This window comes from Comamonas kerstersii (assembly GCF_002056725.1).
In the GTDB taxonomy this organism is placed as follows: Bacteria; Pseudomonadota; Gammaproteobacteria; order Burkholderiales; family Burkholderiaceae_C; genus Comamonas; species Comamonas kerstersii.
The window spans coordinates 2601045-2616753 of sequence record NZ_CP020121.1; the positions used below are offsets into that span (position 1 = coordinate 2601045).

Below are 15709 nucleotides of genomic sequence, written 5' to 3' on the forward strand. Positions count from 1 at the left end.
TGCAGCAATTAGCTGTTGCTCACCAGCAAGCCCTGTTTTTCGATAAACGCAATCACTTCCTCTAACCCATCCAAAGTCTTCAGATTGGTCATCACAAAGGGCTTGAGCCCCTTGGGTGTGGTGCGCTGCTTGATGGTGTCGCTGCGCATGATGTCCAGATTGGCGCCCACGTGCGGCGCCAGATCGGTCTTGTTGATGACGAACAGGTCGCTCTTGGTAATGCCGGGGCCACCTTTGCGTGGAATTTTTTCGCCTGCGGCTACGTCGATCACGTAGATGGTCAGATCGGACAGCTCGGGGCTGAAGGTCGCTGCCAGGTTGTCACCGCCCGATTCGATAAAGATGATGTCTGCATTCGGAAAATCCACCAGCATGCGGTTGATGGCTTCCAGATTGATGGAGGCGTCTTCACGGATGGCTGTGTGCGGGCAGCCACCGGTTTCCACACCCATGATGCGCTCGGGCGGAAGGGCACCGCTGATGGTCAGCAGGCGCTGGTCTTCCTTGGTGTAGATGTCATTGGTGATGGCAATCAGGTCCCACTTCTCGCGCATGGCCTTGCACAGCATTTCGAGGATGGTGGTTTTGCCGGAGCCGACAGGGCCGCCAATGCCTACACGCAGTGGTGGCAGTTTCTTGGTACGGTTGGGAATGTGATGCAGTGCAGTGCTCATGAACGAAAGAGGCGTGAGTATTGGTGTTCATGCCGTGCCGAAAGAATGGCCAGCATGGGCGAAAAAGCTTGTCGTGCTCCGTCGGGCAGGGTGAGGGCATGCTCAACGGCGGCAGGAATTTCGTGGGTCAGCCGTGCCAGGATGCGCTGGCCAGCGCTCTGGCCCAGTGGCACGGCCTTGATGGCCGCCTGCGTCATGTTCTCGGCCCAGCCAAAGGCATAGGCCAGCAGGGCATCGCGTGTCGTGGCACCGGCCAGCATGGCGGCCAGTGAGAAGGCCAGTGGGTAGCTGGCGTCCTGCGCGCCCAGCCATTGCACGCGCTCCAGCGTTTCAGGCGTATCGGCGTAGCGGGTCTTGAGCCATTCGATGAGCGAGCGGCCCATTTGCTCGGTCTGCAGGCGCAGTTCACTGCTCTCGCGTGTGGTACGTACCCAGGTGTTCAGTGCTTGCAGGCGTGTGTGGTCATCCGTGGCCCAGGCAGGCATGGCCTGGGCAATGGCTGCCATATCGCCACGTGACTGGGTGAGGTGCAGTTGATCGACCAGCCAGCGCGCCGCTTCATCTTCTGTAGTGACCAGGGCAGCATTGATCGCTGCTTCCAGGCCTTCTGAATAGGAGAATCCTCCAATGGGCAGCGCCGGAGAGGCCAGCCACATCAGCTGCAGAAAGCTGCCTGAGGTCAGGTGCAAAGGGGTCAGTGGCATGTCTCAGTCTCCGTGCAGGCTGAGGAACTTCAGTCCCACAATGCCCATGATGATCAAACCAAAGCAGGCCATGCGGGCCACGCTGCGGTCTTCGTCCAGAACCAGCATGCCGTAGGCTGCAGTGCCAACGGCACCAATGCCCACCCAGACCGCATAGGCCGTGCCCACCGGAATGCTGCGTGTGGCCAGCGACAGCAAATACATGCTGGCCGCAATAAAGGCAAAGCAGAACAGGCTGGGCCACAGACGCGTGAAACCTTCCGTGCGTGGCATGGCAGCCGCATAGAAGATTTCACACAGACCGGCAGCGATCAGAAAGACCCAGCTCATCCACCACAACCTTTGCCGTGGGAGTGGTCGCAGCAGTGACCGTGTTCATGCTCATGCAGATGCGCATGGTGATGGCCATGGCCGCAGCAGCCTTCGTCATGGGCGTGTTGGTGTTGTGCATGTCCGTGGTCATGCCCATGGCCGTGATCGTGTGTGTGGCTGTGATGGTGGTGGCTGTGACCATCATTGGTCACATGGCCGCCATAGGCGCCGCCTTCGGGCTCAAACGGCAGATCAGCCTCAACCACCGTCATGTGCATGCTGCGCAGCATGTCGGCCAGCACGTGGTCGGGTTCAATCTTGAGGTGGTCGGGCTGCAGCTCAATGGGTACATGGCGGTTGCCCAGGTGGTAGGCAGCGCGCATCAGGTCAAAGGCTGTGCCGTGTTCGGCGCAGGCCGTGATCTTGAGCACCTTTTGCGGTGCGGCAATCACGCGCACCATGGAGCCATCTTCGGCGACCAGCACATCGCCGCCGCGCACGGCCTGGCCGCGTGGCAGAAAGATGGCCAGTTCACGGCCCTGGCTGTCGGTGGCGGCAAAGCGCGATTTCTGGCGCACATCCCAGTCCAGCTCCACGGTGGCAGCACGCTGGAGCAGCACGCGGGCCAGGCCCTGGCCCTGGGGAAGGAGTTTGTTGATGGTCAACATAGGTTGCTTACTTTCAAAAGGGGAGCTACAAACTGGCGCGAATCGTGCATCTCGCACGGTTTTCATCACTTGATAGCATGACAGACATGTCAACCCCTTTTGCACTTTCTTCGGTGGCTGCAACGGACTGGCAGCCTTGTGGTGTGGGCCATGTGGCGGTGTACGGGACCTTGCGTGCCGGTGGCATCAACGACATTGCACGGTTGCGTCCGGGCATTGCCTGCATAGGGCGCACCACGCTCACAGGCACTTTGCATGATCTGGGCTACTACCCGGGCCTGCAGCTGGTAGGCACGCAGCAGGTGCTGGCAGAGGTGTATCCGCTTGATGCGGCGCTGGAACAGGCCCTCGATGGCATCGAAGGCCTGTGGCCCACCGATGTGGGCGAATACACCAAACGCATTCTGACCGTGCCTGTGGCGCTGACCGGTGGCGGCACACAGATGATGGCCGTGCTGGTCTATGAAGCCTTGCCCACCACGGTGCAGCATGCGCCTGTGGTGCCTGCCAGCGACTGGCTGGCCTGGTATGCGGGCAAGGGTGTTCAGCATCCTGGTACGGCCTTTACGCTCAACACACTTCAGAACAGGAAGTAGCGCTGGGCCATGGGCAGGCTCCTTGCTGGTTCACAGGTCAGGAGCTGCCCGTCCGCACGCACGGCATAAGTCTGTGCATCCACTTCCATGCGTGGCGCCAGATCGTTGTGGATCATGTGCTGCTTTTGCACGCCGCGAATGCCTTTGACGGCGGACAGCGTTTTGTGCAGCCCAAAGCGTTCCCTAATGCCTGCGGCCAAACCAGCTTGCGAAACAAACGTCAGCGAGGTCTTGGCAATGGCGCCACCGAATGCACCAAACATGGGACGGTAGTGCACAGGCTGGGGCGTGGGAATGGAGGCATTCGGATCACCCATGGCGGCCATGGCGATGAAGCCACCCTTGAGAATGCAAAAGGGCTTGACGCCAAAAAATGCAGGCTTCCAGATCACGAGATCGGCCCACTTGCCCACTTCAATGCTGCCTACTTCGTGGCTGATGCCGTGGGCGATTGCGGGGTTGATGGTGTACTTGGCGATGTAGCGCTTGACGCGGAAGTTGTCGTGCCGCGCGCTGTCGCCTTGTAGTTGGCCGCGCTGCTGCTTCATCTTGTGGGCGGTTTGCCAGGTGCGCAGAATCACTTCCCCCACACGGCCCATGGCCTGGCTGTCGGAGCTGAACATGCTGATGGCACCAATGTCGTGCAGGATGTCTTCGGCCGCAATCGTTTCCTTGCGGATACGGCTTTCGGCAAAGGCCAGGTCTTCGGCAATGCTGGCGTCCAGGTGGTGGCAGACCATCAGCATGTCCACGTGCTCGTCCAGCGTGTTGATGGTGTAGGGGCGCGTGGGGTTGGTTGAAGACGGTAGCACATTGGCTTCACCCACCACTTTCAGAATGTCCGGTGCATGGCCGCCGCCCGCGCCTTCGGTGTGGAAGGTGTGGATGGTGCGGCCCTTGAACGCTGCCACCGTGTCTTCCACAAAGCCAGACTCATTGAGCGTGTCGGTGTGGATGGCCACCTGGGTGTCGGTTTCCTCAGCCACATCCAGACAGTTGCTGATGGCCGCAGGCGTGCTGCCCCAGTCTTCGTGGAGTTTGAGGCCAATGGCACCGGCGGCAATCTGCTCATGCAGCCCTGCTGGCAGCGCCGCATTGCCCTTGCCCAGAAAACCCAGGTTCATGGGGAAGGCGTCCGCGGCCTGCAGCATGCGCTCCATATTCCAGGGGCCAGGCGTGCAGGTGGTGGCAAAAGTACCTGTGGCCGGGCCCGTGCCGCCGCCGATCATGGTGGTCACACCACTGGTGAGCGCTTCTTCAATCTGCTGGGGTGCGATGAAGTGGATGTGGGTGTCGATGCCGCCGGCGGTGACGATGTTGCCCTCGCAGGAGATGATTTCCGTACCCGGGCCAATGATGATGTCCACGCCCGGCTGCGTGTCAGGATTGCCGGCCTTGCCAATGGCTGCAATGCGCCCGTCCTTCAAGCCGATGTCGGCTTTGACAATGCCCCAGTGGTCCACGATCAGCGCATTGGTCAGTACCGTGTCCATGGCGCCTTGTTCCCGTGAGCGCTGGCTTTGTGCCATGCCATCGCGAATGGTCTTGCCGCCGCCAAACTTCACTTCCTCGCCATAGCCGCCCGCGTTCAGGGTGAAGTCTTTCTCCACTTCGATCAGCAAGTCGGTATCTGCCAGCCGCACGCGGTCGCCCACGGTGGGGCCAAAGGTTTCGGCGTAGGCGCGTCGGTCCATGCTAGCCATCACAAATCTCCTTGCACCAGGCCGCGAAAGCCATAGGCCTTGCGGTTGCCTGCCAGATCAATCAGTTCCACCGTGCGCTGCTGGCCCGGCTCAAAGCGCACGGCCATGCCGCTGGCAATGTTCAGGCGCTTGCCGTGGGCTGCCTGGCGGTCAAATTCCAGGCCTGCATTGGTCTCGGCAAAGTGATAGTGCGAGCCAACCTGAATCGGGCGGTCGCTGGCGTTCTTGACCACCAGCGTCAGAGTTGGGCGACCGGGGTTGAGGACGTGTACGCCCTCATCGACCAAGATTTCTCCGGGAATCATGGCAAGCCCTTTCTTCAAGCCAGACGGGTCAGCATGAAGGCGCCCAGCGCAGCGGTCAGGCCGCCAGCCACTTTGGCCAAAGTCTGAAAGCGCCGCATGACTTGGTGGCCCACTGCCATGCCAGCCAGGTGCAAGATGGCAGAGCCTGCGGCCATGCCCACGATGACGCCCGCTGCAGGGGCCAAGGACTCTTCAAATAGCTCATAGCCGTGGGCTGCGCCGTGGAAGAAGGCAAACACGCCCACCAGGCCAGCTGCCGCACCTGCGGCCATCTTCTGCTGCACCATCACGAGCAGCCCCAGCACCAGCACGGAGGCAGCAATCATGGGCTCGATCGCAGGGATTTGCAGACCAGCAAAACCTGCCAGGCAGCCTGCAACCAAGAGTGCCACAAAGCCTGCAGGCGCGGCCCAGGCCTTGCCTGACTTGCCAAAGGCCAGTGCACTCCAGGCACCGACTGCCAGCATGGCGGCCAGGTGGTCGGCACCGCCAAAGGGGTGGGCAATGGCGTGGGTGAAGCTGTCCAGAAAAGTATGGTGGCCGCCGCCATCACTGCCCACATGGGCGAGGGCGGTCAGAGGCAGGGCTGCAGCTGTGGCAACGGAAGCGGCAATCAGGTGTTTAGTTTTCATAGCTGTTAGCGCAGATGGGATAAGGGCTGGAGGCCAAAAAGGCTTGTAATCAAACAATGGGTTCGTGCACCGTGACCAGCTTGGTGCCGTCTGGGAAGGTGGCTTCGATCTGGATGTCGGGAATCATTTCAGGCACACCGTCCATGACGTCCTCACGCGTCAGCACGGTGCGGCCTTCACTCATGAGTTGGGCTACGGTCTTGCCATCGCGTGCGCCTTCCATCACAAAGGCGCTGATCAGGGCCACGGCTTCGGGGTAGTTCAGCTTCAGGCCTCGGGCCTTGCGGCGTTCGGCCAGCAGGGCTGCGGTAAAGATCAGCAGCTTGTCTTTTTCTCTTGGCGTCAATTCCATTACAGCTTCCTTAATGGGTCCGAGCAGTCGGCTGCGCCGACTGACCGCGGGGAGTTAATTCCATCGTTTCGATTCCCTCGTCGGTAGACGTATTGGTGTGGGGCATCTGTGCCCCTTGCTATGCAATCTGCAAGAGGCGTGCCAAGCGCTGTTGTGGTGCGTGGCGTTGTCTTTTTTGGTGCCATGACTGGACGCGCTCTGGATGTGCCCGTGGCGCAGTTGGTGCGTCTGCGTTCTGTTGTGGTGCATCGCTGGATGGGGCGCACCAATAGCGTGAATTGCATGGATTGGACTGAAAGTGGCACACCGCTTGCTTTGAAGTGCAGCAAGCTGGTCAGGGAGGCCAGCGAATACTTCATACAGCCCATTGAGGAGCACTTTCCATGACCCAGCGTCGTTTCACTTTGAAGTCTTTGGCTGCTGCTGCAGCTGTTGCAGGTTTGGGTTTTACTGGTCTGGCTGCACAGGCGGCAGACACCATCAAGGTGGGTGTGCTGCATGCACTGTCGGGCACCATGGCCATTTCGGAAACTGCGCTCAAGGACATGGCCCTGATGACCATTGAGGAAATCAACGCCAAGGGCGGTGTGCTGGGCAAGAAGCTGGAGCCTGTGGTGATTGACACCGCCTCCAACTGGCCGCTGGCGGCAGAAAAGGCCAAGCAGCTGATCAGCCAGGACAAGGTGGCTGTGACCTTTGGCTGCTGGACTTCGGTGTGCCGCAAGTCCGTGCTGCCCGTCTATGAAGAAAACAACGCCCTGCTGTTCTACCCCGTGCAGTACGAAGGCGAAGAGCTGAGCAAGAATGTGTTCTACACCGGCGCAGCGCCCAACCAGCAGGCCATTCCCGCCGTGGAATACCTGATGAGCGAAGACGGTGGTGCTGCCAAGCGCTGGGTGCTGCTGGGCACAGACTATGTCTACCCCCGCACAGCCAACAAGATCCTGCGTGCCTTCCTGAAGTCCAAGGGTGTGGATGACAAGGACATCATGGAGGCCTACACCCCCTTCGGCCACAGCGACTACCAGACCATCGTGGCGGACATCAAGAAGTTCTCTGCCGGTGGCAAGACAGCGGTGATCTCCACCATCAATGGCGACTCCAACGTGCCTTTCTACAAGGAACTGGGCAATGCGGGCCTGAAGGCCACCGATGTACCCGTGGTGGCTTTCTCCGTGGGTGAGGAAGAGCTGCGCGGTCTGGACCCCAAGCCGCTGGTGGGTCATCTGGCTTCGTGGAACTACTTCATGAGCGTGAAGAACCCCACCAACGAAGCCTGGATCAAGCAGTGGAGCGACTACGCCAAGGCCAAGAACCTGCCTGGCCAGTCCACCAAGCCTCTGACCAATGACCCCATGGAAGCCACCTACGTGGGCATCAACATGTGGAAGCAGGCCGTGGAAAAGGCCAAGAGCACCGATCCGGACAAGGTGATTGCCGCCATGGCGGGCCAGACCTTCCAGGCACCCAGCGGCTATGTGCTGACCATGGACCCCAAGAACCACCACCTGCACAAGCCTGTGCTGATTGGCGAGATCAAGGCTGACGGCCAGTTTGACGTGGTGTGGCAGACCAAGGGCCCGATCAAGGCCCAGCCCTGGAGCCCTTTCATTGAAGGCAACGACAAGAAGAAGGACGAGCCAGAGAAAAAGTAAGCGCTGCAAACACCGAATCTGGCACAGCTGTTGCAAGGCTGTGTCAGACCCGGAATCTCTGTTGCAAGGGCCCGTCCGGAGTGACGGGCTTTTTGTTGATTGGACTGCTTATGTTTTTACCTCTCTTGCGCCTTATCAGGCCCTGGCTGGGAGCTGCCATAGCGGCTGCCGCCATGAGCCAGCTGCCGGCCCATGCGCTCACGGCGGAACAAGCCCTGGCCATGGCCGATGGCGACAACAACAGCCGTATTGCGGCCATGCAGGACGCTGTCGCCCATGGTGACGCTGCCCGCGTGGCGCAGTTTCTGAATGCCCTGCGTGATGGCGAAGTGCAGCATGGCGAAGGCCGTGCTTTCATCGTGCGTGGTGGTGCGGCCATCGACCCTGTCAGCGGCACTGCTACCAGTCTGCCTGCGGCGGCAGAAGACGCACGCACCAACAACCGCCTGCGCCGTGAAATTGCCAATGCGCTGGCAGAACTGAATTTGTGGGTGGGCACAGACAGCGAGCGCCTGGAAGCTGCGCGCGCCATGCTCAAGGGCGCCAACCCGGATCGCCTTGCCACGCTGGAAAAGGCGCTGGCACAGGAAAAACATGAAGCGGTGCGTGCAGAGCTGGAACTGGCACGCTCTGCCGCCTTGCTGGGCAGTGCCGACGCAGCGCAGCGCATGGCAGCAGCCGTGCAGCTGGCGCAAAAAGCCTCACCGCAGACACGCCTGCTGCTCAACGAACAGTTATCCAGCGAGCAGGATGACAAGGTCAAGGCAGCCCTCAAGCGTGCGCTGGCTGAAGTAGAAGACAAGCTGGCCTGGGGCGAGCGCCTTGGGGTTGCTTTCACCGGCGTGAGTCTGGGCTCCATCTTGCTGCTGGTGGCGCTGGGGTTGGCCATCACCTACGGCCTGATGGGTGTGATCAACATGGCCCACGGCGAGCTGATGATGATTGGCGCCTATGCCACCTTTGTGGTGCAGGGCGTATTCCGCAGCTATCTGCCCGATTTTTTTGACTGGTATTTGCTGGCTGCCGTGCCTGTGGCCTTCATGGCTTCGGCCCTGGTGGGCGCGGTGCTGGAGCGTGGCGTGCTGCGTTTCCTCTACGGCCGTCCGCTGGAGACGCTGCTGGCCACCTGGGGCATTTCGCTGGTGCTGATGCAGCTGGTGCGCAGCGTCTTTGGTGCCCAAAACGTGGCCGTGGAAAACCCCGTGTGGATGAGCGGCGGCTGGCAGGTGCTGCCCAATCTGACACTGCCGTTCAACCGCCTGATCATCATTGCCTTTGCCTTTGCGGTGCTGGCAGGGGTGGCCTACATCATCGCCAGAACACGCATGGGTCTGTTTGTGCGCGGTGTGACGCAAAACCGCCCGATTGCCTCGTGCATGGGCGTGAACACCGCACGCGTGGACACCATGGCCTTCGCACTGGGCAGCGGCATTGCCGGGCTGGCGGGCTGCGCGCTGAGCCAGGTGGGCAATGTGGGGCCGGACCTGGGGCAGAGCTACATCGTGGACTCGTTCATGGTGGTGGTGCTCGGCGGCGTGGGCCAGCTGGCTGGCACGGTGTATGCCGCGCTGGGGCTAGGCATTCTCAACAAGTTCCTCGAAGGCTGGACCGGTGCGGTGCTGGCCAAGATCGCGGTGCTGGTTTTCATCATTGCTTTCATCCAGAAGCGGCCCCAAGGCATCTTCGCGATGAAGGGACGCAGCGCGGAAACATGAAACACCCCCTGAATCGCTTTGCCCACGTGCAGCCACCAGAGGCGGCTGCTCTTCGTTGCCGTCCAAGCCTGCGCAGGCAGGCTTGGAGCCGCGGCACTCAGCCCCCTTTCTCGCTGTGCGAGAAGCGGAACGACAGCCTCGCTGCGGGGCGGCCCTTGCTCGCTGTCTCTGGCGAATGTGGGTTGCGTTATGCGCATGCTGAAGGAACCAAGTTATGAATGCTTCAACAACATTAAAGAGCAGCGTATTTGTGCCGGTGGAATTGCCCGATCGCAAGCCGCTGCTGAGCAAGGCGGGCTGGTCCGCCTTTATGGTGGCGCTGATCGTGGTCTGCGCTGTAGCGCCGGTGCTCAACCTCTGGGTGCCAGAGGGCAGTGCGCTCCACCTGTCTGACTATGCCGTGCGGCTGCTGGGCAAGATCATGTGCTTTGCCATCTGCGCACTGGCCATGGACTTGATCTGGGGCTACACCGGCATTCTGAGTCTGGGCCACGGCCTGTTCTTTGCGCTGGGTGGCTATGTGATGGGCATGTACCTGAGCCGCCAGTCGGCCGGGCCGGATGCGCTGCCTGCCTTCATGACGTTTCTGGCATGGAAGGAGCTGCCCTGGTTCTGGGCGCTGTCCGACAGCTTTATCGCCACCTTCATCCTGATCTTTGCCGTGCCCGGCCTCGTGGCCTTTGTGTTCGGCTGGTTTGCCTTCCGCTCGCGCATCAAGGGGGTGTATTTCTCCATCATCACGCAGGCGCTGACCTATGCGGCCATGCTGCTGTTCTTTCGCAATGAGACCGGCTTTGGCGGCAACAACGGCTTTACCGACTTCAAAAGCATCCTCGGCATGCCGCTGGCTACGCAGGAAATGCGCATGGCGCTGTTCGTCATCACCGGCTGCACGCTGCTGGGCTTTTTCCTGCTGGCGCGCTGGCTGGTGCGCAGCAAGTTTGGCCGCGTGCTGCAGGCCATCCGCGATGCCGAGTCGCGCGTGATGTTCTCGGGCTACTCGCCCCTGCCGTACAAGCTGACCATTTGGGTCATCAGCGCCATGATGTGCGGTGTGGCAGGTGCGCTCTATGTGCCGCAGGTGGGCATCATCAACCCCGTGGAAATGTCACCCGCCAACTCCATCGAGATCGCGGTGTGGACGGCCGTGGGCGGCCGCGCCAGCCTGATTGGCCCCATCGTCGGTGCCTTTGCCGTCAATGGAGCCAAGAGCTGGCTGACGGTGGCAGCGCCTGAGATCTGGCTGTACTTCCTCGGCGCGCTGTTCATTGCCGTGACGCTGTGGATGCCCGATGGCATCGTCGGTCTGGTGCGCAAGCTGCGCCGCAAGAAGACGCCAGCGGCGCCAGTCACCGCGACCGAAGCCAATCAAACCTCTGTGCGCAAGGAAGGAGGTGCGGCATGACCCCGGACCTGATGGAAGCGGGCGCTGCCCGCATGCGTGCGGCCGTGGAAAAAGCGGCCCTCAATACCGAATCCGGCGGCCGCAGCGCCAGCATGAAACGCATTGCCGTGCCCGGTGAGGTGGATGTGACCCATGGCCGCATCCTGTACCTGGAAGATGTGCATGTGAGCTTTGACGGCTTCAAGGCCATCAACGGCCTGAACCTGGACATCGCGCCCGGCGAGCTGCGCTGCATCATCGGACCCAATGGTGCAGGCAAGACCACGATGATGGACATCATCACCGGCAAGACGCGGCCGGACAAAGGCACGGTGTTCTTTGGCTCGACCATCGACCTGCTGCGCCATAACGAACCCGAAATTGCCCAGCTGGGCATTGGCCGCAAGTTCCAGAAACCCACGGTGTTCGAGCAGCTGACGGTGTTCGAGAACCTGGAGCTGGCGCTCAAGACGCACAAGGGCGTCAAGCACAGCATGTTCTTCAAGCTCGACAGCGCGCAAAAAGACCGGCTGGCCGACATCTTGCACACCATCCACCTGGCCGCAGAAGTGAACCGCGAGGCAGGTGTGCTCAGCCACGGCCAGAAGCAGTGGCTGGAGATTGGCATGCTGCTCATGCAGGAGCCCAAGCTGCTGCTGCTCGATGAACCCGTGGCCGGCATGACGGACGACGAAACCGCCCGCACGGCCCAGCTGTTCCTCACGCTCAAGGGCAAGCACAGCCTGATGGTGGTGGAGCACGACATGTCCTTCATCAACACCATCAGCGAAAAGGTGACGGTGCTGTGTGATGGCAGCGTGCTGGCCGAAGGCACGCTGGCCCAGGTGCAAGCCGATGAGCGCGTGATCGAAGTCTACTTAGGACGGTAGTGATATGCATATCAGCCTTGATACGTCGTTGCAAAGCCTTGCCGTAGCGCTGCTACTGTCTGCGGCTTTGCGCCTCGTCTCAAACGCACCTCTGCGAGGTGCTGGCTGATCTGCATATCTGTGTAGAAGCTATAGCAGTTAGCGCTTGAATATCAATGATTTCAGATAGTTTTCTCTGTGAAATCAAGCATTGACAAGCGCTGGCAGCTATCAAGATAGAAAAGCAGTTCTCTGAAAAATGAGAGCTGCTTGCGCAGACAGGATCTGCGCTGGAGGCGAAAAATGCTCAAAGTTCAAAACCTGCACCAGTACTACGGTGGCTCTCATATCCTGCGCGATGTCAGCCTGCAAGCCGAAGCAGGCAAAGTGACCGTGCTGCTGGGGCGCAATGGCGTGGGCAAGACCACGCTGCTCAAGAGTCTGATGGGACTGGTGCCCATCAAAAGCGGCAGCATCGAATGGAACGGCAAACCCATCGAAAAGCTCTCGCCCTACGACCGTGCCCGCGCGGGCATCGGCTTTGTGCCCCAGGGGCGCGAGATTTTTGGGCGTCTGACGGTGGAAGAAAACCTGCGCATGGGCCTGGCCTACAAAAGCGGCAGCACGCCCATTCCTGCCGACTTGTACGAGCTGTTCCCCGTGCTCAAGCAGATGCTGCACCGCCGCGGCGGTGACCTGTCTGGTGGTCAGCAACAGCAGCTCGCCATTGCCCGCGCCTTGGCGCCTGCGCCGGGTTTGCTGATTCTGGATGAACCCACTGAAGGTATTCAGCCCAGCATCATCAAGGACATTGGCCGTGTGATCCGCATGTTGGCCAAGGAACGCGGCATGGCCGTGCTGCTGTGCGAGCAGTACTACGACTTTGCCGAAGAGCTGGCCGACGAATACCTGGTCATGGAGCGTGGTGAGGTGATTGCACGTGGGCCGGGCTCGGAGATGCAGGCAAAGCAGATTCAGAAGCTGGTGGCGATTTGAGCACGTCCTTCACTTCAGGATGAACCACAAAAAAACCGCGCTTTCGAGGCGCGGTTTTTTGTTGAGAGGGCAGCGCTTTCAAGCCGCGAGTTTGTCCCGCGCCTCGACCAAGCGCTCCACCACGCCGTGCAGCACTTGTCCTTTCTGGCGGGTTCGCTCATTGGCCATGCCGCTGAAGCCGCGCTTGTTGCCGGTGGCTGAGCGTGTGCGGCCCACCTGGCGGCGGTACATGTCGCGTGCCCGGTCACGCAGATTGCGGGCGCGGGCAATATGGTCGCGCAGCTGGGCATGGCTGTGCTGGGCCAGTCTGGCGCTGTCCTGGCTCAGCGTAAACAGGGCCATTTCATCAGCGGTGAGTAATTCTTTTTCTGCAATACGGGGTGCGGGCATGCGGTCTCCTGGTTGTGGTGAAACACTTGAGCACCCAGTCTAAAAGCAGGGCTGTGCCAGCACTGTCAGTCAATCACCCACAGGTATGCCCATGCCTGCCAGAGCGGGCAGCGGGGATGCGCTGCGGCTACATGTTCCAGATGCGCGGCATGCTGCCTTCCAGCCCCCAGTGCTCCTTGCGCCAGCACACACGCACCTGTTGCCACAGCTGCATCAGTGGCTCCACGACAGGCGCCAGGCCGCGCAGTACCAGCATGTGGTCGTTGGGGGCGGTAATTCCGCACCAGCTGCCCTGCGGATGAGCGTCGAGCACTGCTCGCGTGGCGTCCAGCAGGTGTTCGCGCTGGGTGCGGGTCAAAGGCGTGCCGCAGGCCAGCACCATGCTGGCCATGCAACGCTGCCCTGCGAGGCCGAGGGGCCCATCCATCAGGCGTGCATCTTCGGCGCGTAGCGTGCCATGCTCCAGCCAGAGGCCTGGCCACTCCATGTGCTGGGTAAAGCTGCCCTGTACAAAGGGCTCATGGGCGTGGGGCAGGCCAAAGGCGGTGATGTCCCAGGCCATGAGTTCTGCGCCAGGGGCGATGTCCAGATGCAGCAGGTTCTGGGCCTGACACTGGTTATAGGCCAGTGCTTCCAGGGGCAGCCATTCCAGCCGCGCACCGGACTCCAGCTGCAAGTGGGTGATCTGCTGGGCCACAGCGCCCTGGGCATCGGTTTTGTAAAAGCGTGTGGCGCCCGGCGTAGTGACCAGGGCATGGGCCCCAGTGCCTACGCGGCAGCGAATGTCCAGCGTGTCACCGCTGACCAGCCCTCCGGGCGGGTGGATGAGTACGTTGTGGCAGATGCCATCGCCTTCGGGGTAGAGGCTGCGCAGCACGCGCAATGGGCCGTCATGGCGAAAGTGCAGGCGGGTGCGCGCTGCGGCGAGGGTGTAATCCAGTTCAAGTTGAGCAAGCCAGGGCATGGCTGCATACAAGCAAAAACTGCGCCTGATGCACCAATATTGGGCAATGCTGGACACAAAAAAAGGCCAGCGCATGGCTGGCCCAAGTCGAGGTGCGAGGAGTTCACGTCGCCGAAAACAGGTGTCTGTGCATCGTGGGGCCGTGCATCAGTGATTTTGCGAACCACGGTGGGCCCAAGCTGTGGTGCGTTTTTCCACCCAGCTGAACAGTTCATACATGGCCATGGCCATGGCGCCCACCACCAGCAGCCCCGCAAATGCCAGGCCCATCTGCATGGACGAGCCCGCTGAGATCAGCAGGTAGCCAATGCCTTCATTGGAGGCCGTCATCTCAGACACCGTGGTGCCCACAAAGGCCAGCGTAATCGCCACTTTGAGTGAGGCGTAGAAGTAGGGCATGGAGCGGGGCAGGCCGACTTTGATCAGCACGTCCCAGCGCTTGGCGCCCAGCACGCGCAGCACGTCTTCCAGCTCGGGCTCCAGCGTGGCCAGGCCCGTGGCGATATTGACGGTGATGGGAAAGAAGCTGATCAGAAAGGCCGTCAGAATGGCCGGGCCAATACCAATGCCAAACCACACGACCAGCACCGGCACAAAGGCGGCCTTGGGCAGGGCGTTAAAGGCCGTCATCAGTGGGTAGACGGCGGCATAGGCCAGGCGGGAGCTGCCAATCAGAAATCCCAGCAGCACACCCACCACAATCGCCAGACCAAAGCCAGCCATGGTCACCCAGAAGGTGCGCCAGGCGTGGGTGGCAATGACGCTGTGGTACTCGATGAAGTCTTTGAGAATCAGCGCAGGGCTGGGGAAGATAAAGGGTGAGACATCCAGCGCCGCGCACAGCACCTGCCACAGCAGCACCACGGCCAGCAGCAGAATCCAGGGCGACCAGCGCTCAATTTGTTTGTTGTCGAACTTGTACATATCGCGAATTCCGGCTGCTTATTGGTTGATGACAGCGCCTGCCTTGCGCATGGCACCGATGTGGCCGCGCAGCTCGTGCACGATGTCGGTGAATTCCTTGGTGTAAGTCAGCTCCAGCTCACGGGGGCGGGGCAGATCAATGTCACGGCGCACCACAAAGCGGCCTGGGCTTTTGCTCATCACATAGATGGTGTCTGCCAGAAACACGGATTCGCGCAGATCGTGCGTGACCAGAATGACGTTGAATTGCTGCTCGGCCTGCAGGTCACGGAGGATGCACCACAGCTCTTCGCGCGTGAAAGCATCCAGTGCGCCGAAAGGCTCGTCGAGCAGCAGCATCTTGGGCTCGTGAATCAGCGCCCGGCAGATGCTGGCGCGCTGCTGCATGCCGCCGGAGAGCTGCCAGGGGAATTTGTCTTCATAGCCGCCTAGTCCCACTTTTTGCAGCAGGGCGCGTGCACGGGCTTCGTATTCCTTGCGCTTGGCCTTGAACTGGGAGCGGTGGGGCTCCACGATCTCCAGCGGCAGCAGCACGTTGTCCACCGTGGTGCGCCAGGGCAGCAGCGAGGGCGACTGAAACGCCATGCCTGAAATCTTCAGCGGGCCGGTGACGGGCTGGCCGTCAATCACAATCTTGCCCATGGAAGGCATGCGCAGGCCGGTGGCCAGCTTCATGAACGTAGACTTGCCGCAGCCCGAGGGGCCGACGATGGCGATGAACTCGCCTTGCCTGACCTGCAGGTCAATGGCTTCGACGGCAAAGTGATTCTGGGCCAGCAGCTCATCGTTGTAAGCCAGCCAGACATCACGGAAATCGACGAAATAGGGTTCGGCAGCGCTTTGCATGCGTGTTCTTTGCTCAGGGT

19 protein-coding genes are annotated in these 15709 nt (G+C 60.9%); 7 read left to right on the top strand and 12 right to left on the bottom strand.

Features of this window, described 5'->3' with window-relative positions:
- Positions 1-8: 8 nt before the first annotated feature.
- From ureG to ureE, 4 genes are read right to left on the bottom strand one after another with little or no spacing between them, the layout of a single operon-like run.
- A complete protein-coding gene (ureG, locus tag B5M06_RS12205; protein WP_054067668.1) occupies positions 9-674 on the bottom strand; it encodes an urease accessory protein UreG in 666 nt (221 codons plus the stop codon).
- Positions 671-1378, bottom strand: a complete 708-nt coding sequence (locus tag B5M06_RS12210) for an urease accessory protein UreF (protein WP_054067669.1) — start codon at positions 1376-1378, stop codon at positions 671-673. The genes ureG and B5M06_RS12210 overlap by 4 nt, the downstream gene beginning before the upstream one ends.
- Before the next feature lie 3 nt (positions 1379-1381).
- Positions 1382-1708: a DMT family transporter gene (locus B5M06_RS12215; protein ID WP_054067670.1), complete on the bottom strand. Its 327-nt coding sequence runs from the start codon at positions 1706-1708 to the stop codon at positions 1382-1384.
- Positions 1705-2358, bottom strand: coding sequence for an urease accessory protein UreE (gene ureE / locus B5M06_RS12220; RefSeq protein ID WP_054067671.1), 654 nt, complete (start codon positions 2356-2358; stop codon positions 1705-1707). The genes B5M06_RS12215 and ureE overlap by 4 nt, the downstream gene beginning before the upstream one ends.
- Positions 2359-2444: 86 nt before the next feature.
- Here ureE and B5M06_RS12225 point away from each other — a divergent pair, with 86 nt between their 5' ends.
- Positions 2445-2954 (top strand): gamma-glutamylcyclotransferase family protein, encoded by a 510-nt coding sequence (locus B5M06_RS12225; protein ID WP_054067749.1) that lies wholly within the window; start codon positions 2445-2447, stop codon positions 2952-2954.
- Here the strand turns inward: B5M06_RS12225 and ureC are convergent.
- From ureC to B5M06_RS12245, 4 genes are read right to left on the bottom strand one after another with little or no spacing between them, the layout of a single operon-like run.
- Positions 2939-4657, bottom strand: coding sequence for an urease subunit alpha (gene ureC, locus B5M06_RS12230; protein ID WP_054067672.1), 1719 nt, complete (start codon positions 4655-4657; stop codon positions 2939-2941). The two genes, B5M06_RS12225 and ureC, sit on opposite strands and share 16 nt — an antisense overlap.
- Entirely contained in the window at positions 4657-4962 is a 306-nt protein-coding gene (locus B5M06_RS12235) for an urease subunit beta (RefSeq protein WP_054067673.1), read from the bottom strand. The genes ureC and B5M06_RS12235 overlap by 1 nt, the downstream gene beginning before the upstream one ends.
- A 14-nt stretch (positions 4963-4976) precedes the next feature.
- Positions 4977-5594 (bottom strand): HupE/UreJ family protein, encoded by a 618-nt coding sequence (locus B5M06_RS12240; protein ID WP_054067674.1) that lies wholly within the window; start codon positions 5592-5594, stop codon positions 4977-4979.
- A 49-nt stretch (positions 5595-5643) separates the two neighbouring features.
- A complete protein-coding gene (locus B5M06_RS12245; RefSeq protein WP_054067675.1) occupies positions 5644-5946 on the bottom strand; it encodes an urease subunit gamma in 303 nt (100 codons plus the stop codon).
- A 183-nt stretch (positions 5947-6129) separates the two neighbouring features.
- Between B5M06_RS12245 and B5M06_RS12250 the strand changes: the two genes are divergently transcribed.
- The 6 genes from B5M06_RS12250 (at position 6130) to urtE (ending at position 12565) form a co-directional block, all read left to right on the top strand.
- Entirely contained in the window at positions 6130-6333 is a 204-nt protein-coding gene (locus B5M06_RS12250) for a hypothetical protein (protein WP_130932688.1), read from the top strand.
- Entirely contained in the window at positions 6330-7601 is a 1272-nt protein-coding gene (urtA, locus tag B5M06_RS12255; protein WP_054067677.1) for an urea ABC transporter substrate-binding protein, read from the top strand. The genes B5M06_RS12250 and urtA overlap by 4 nt, the downstream gene beginning before the upstream one ends.
- A 173-nt stretch (positions 7602-7774) precedes the next feature.
- A complete protein-coding gene (gene urtB / locus B5M06_RS12260; protein ID WP_240183918.1) occupies positions 7775-9316 on the top strand; it encodes an urea ABC transporter permease subunit UrtB in 1542 nt (513 codons plus the stop codon).
- Between the two features lie 214 nt (positions 9317-9530).
- Entirely contained in the window at positions 9531-10721 is a 1191-nt protein-coding gene (gene urtC / locus B5M06_RS12265) for an urea ABC transporter permease subunit UrtC (protein WP_054067679.1), read from the top strand.
- Entirely contained in the window at positions 10718-11590 is an 873-nt protein-coding gene (gene urtD, locus B5M06_RS12270) for an urea ABC transporter ATP-binding protein UrtD (RefSeq protein ID WP_054067680.1), read from the top strand. Before urtC ends, urtD begins: the two co-directional genes overlap by 4 nt.
- A 282-nt stretch (positions 11591-11872) precedes the next feature.
- Entirely contained in the window at positions 11873-12565 is a 693-nt protein-coding gene (gene urtE, locus B5M06_RS12275) for an urea ABC transporter ATP-binding subunit UrtE (RefSeq protein ID WP_054067681.1), read from the top strand.
- Between the two features lie 78 nt (positions 12566-12643).
- Here the strand turns inward: urtE and B5M06_RS12280 are convergent, their stop codons facing one another.
- From B5M06_RS12280 to B5M06_RS12295, 4 genes are all read right to left on the bottom strand, one after another.
- The gene (locus B5M06_RS12280) at positions 12644-12955 is read right to left on the bottom strand and encodes a hypothetical protein (protein ID WP_054067682.1); all 312 of its coding nucleotides are present in this window, start codon (positions 12953-12955) and stop codon (positions 12644-12646) included.
- A gap of 127 nt (positions 12956-13082) precedes the next feature.
- Entirely contained in the window at positions 13083-13919 is an 837-nt protein-coding gene (locus tag B5M06_RS12285; protein ID WP_054067750.1) for an urease accessory protein UreD, read from the bottom strand.
- Positions 13920-14066: 147 nt separating this feature from the next.
- The gene (locus B5M06_RS12290; RefSeq protein WP_054067683.1) at positions 14067-14843 is read right to left on the bottom strand and encodes an ABC transporter permease; all 777 of its coding nucleotides are present in this window, start codon (positions 14841-14843) and stop codon (positions 14067-14069) included.
- A gap of 18 nt (positions 14844-14861) precedes the next feature.
- Positions 14862-15689: an ABC transporter ATP-binding protein gene (locus B5M06_RS12295; protein WP_054067684.1), complete on the bottom strand. Its 828-nt coding sequence runs from the start codon at positions 15687-15689 to the stop codon at positions 14862-14864.
- Positions 15690-15709 lie beyond the last annotated feature (20 nt).

Coding starts and splice junctions, on each gene's coding strand:
- urtD (WP_054067680.1), top strand. CDS start 10,718: ATGACCCCGGACCTGATGGAAGCGGGCGCTGCCCGCATGCGTGCGGCC.
- B5M06_RS12245 (WP_054067675.1), bottom strand. CDS start 5,946: ATGGAATTGACGCCAAGAGAAAAAGACAAGCTGCTGATCTTTACCGCA.
- B5M06_RS12240 (WP_054067674.1), bottom strand. CDS start 5,594: ATGAAAACTAAACACCTGATTGCCGCTTCCGTTGCCACAGCTGCAGCC.
- B5M06_RS12285 (WP_054067750.1), bottom strand. CDS start 13,919: ATGCCCTGGCTTGCTCAACTTGAACTGGATTACACCCTCGCCGCAGCG.
- B5M06_RS12295 (WP_054067684.1), bottom strand. CDS start 15,689: ATGCAAAGCGCTGCCGAACCCTATTTCGTCGATTTCCGTGATGTCTGG.
- B5M06_RS12210 (WP_054067669.1), bottom strand. CDS start 1,378: ATGCCACTGACCCCTTTGCACCTGACCTCAGGCAGCTTTCTGCAGCTG.
- B5M06_RS12280 (WP_054067682.1), bottom strand. CDS start 12,955: ATGCCCGCACCCCGTATTGCAGAAAAAGAATTACTCACCGCTGATGAA.
- B5M06_RS12235 (WP_054067673.1), bottom strand. CDS start 4,962: ATGATTCCCGGAGAAATCTTGGTCGATGAGGGCGTACACGTCCTCAAC.
- urtE (WP_054067681.1), top strand. CDS start 11,873: ATGCTCAAAGTTCAAAACCTGCACCAGTACTACGGTGGCTCTCATATC.
- B5M06_RS12290 (WP_054067683.1), bottom strand. CDS start 14,843: ATGTACAAGTTCGACAACAAACAAATTGAGCGCTGGTCGCCCTGGATT.
- urtA (WP_054067677.1), top strand. CDS start 6,330: ATGACCCAGCGTCGTTTCACTTTGAAGTCTTTGGCTGCTGCTGCAGCT.
- ureC (WP_054067672.1), bottom strand. CDS start 4,657: ATGGCTAGCATGGACCGACGCGCCTACGCCGAAACCTTTGGCCCCACC.
- B5M06_RS12225 (WP_054067749.1), top strand. CDS start 2,445: ATGTCAACCCCTTTTGCACTTTCTTCGGTGGCTGCAACGGACTGGCAG.
- B5M06_RS12250 (WP_130932688.1), top strand. CDS start 6,130: ATGACTGGACGCGCTCTGGATGTGCCCGTGGCGCAGTTGGTGCGTCTG.
- urtB (WP_240183918.1), top strand. CDS start 7,775: ATGAGCCAGCTGCCGGCCCATGCGCTCACGGCGGAACAAGCCCTGGCC.
- B5M06_RS12215 (WP_054067670.1), bottom strand. CDS start 1,708: ATGAGCTGGGTCTTTCTGATCGCTGCCGGTCTGTGTGAAATCTTCTAT.
- ureG (WP_054067668.1), bottom strand. CDS start 674: ATGAGCACTGCACTGCATCACATTCCCAACCGTACCAAGAAACTGCCA.
- urtC (WP_054067679.1), top strand. CDS start 9,531: ATGAATGCTTCAACAACATTAAAGAGCAGCGTATTTGTGCCGGTGGAA.
- ureE (WP_054067671.1), bottom strand. CDS start 2,358: ATGTTGACCATCAACAAACTCCTTCCCCAGGGCCAGGGCCTGGCCCGC.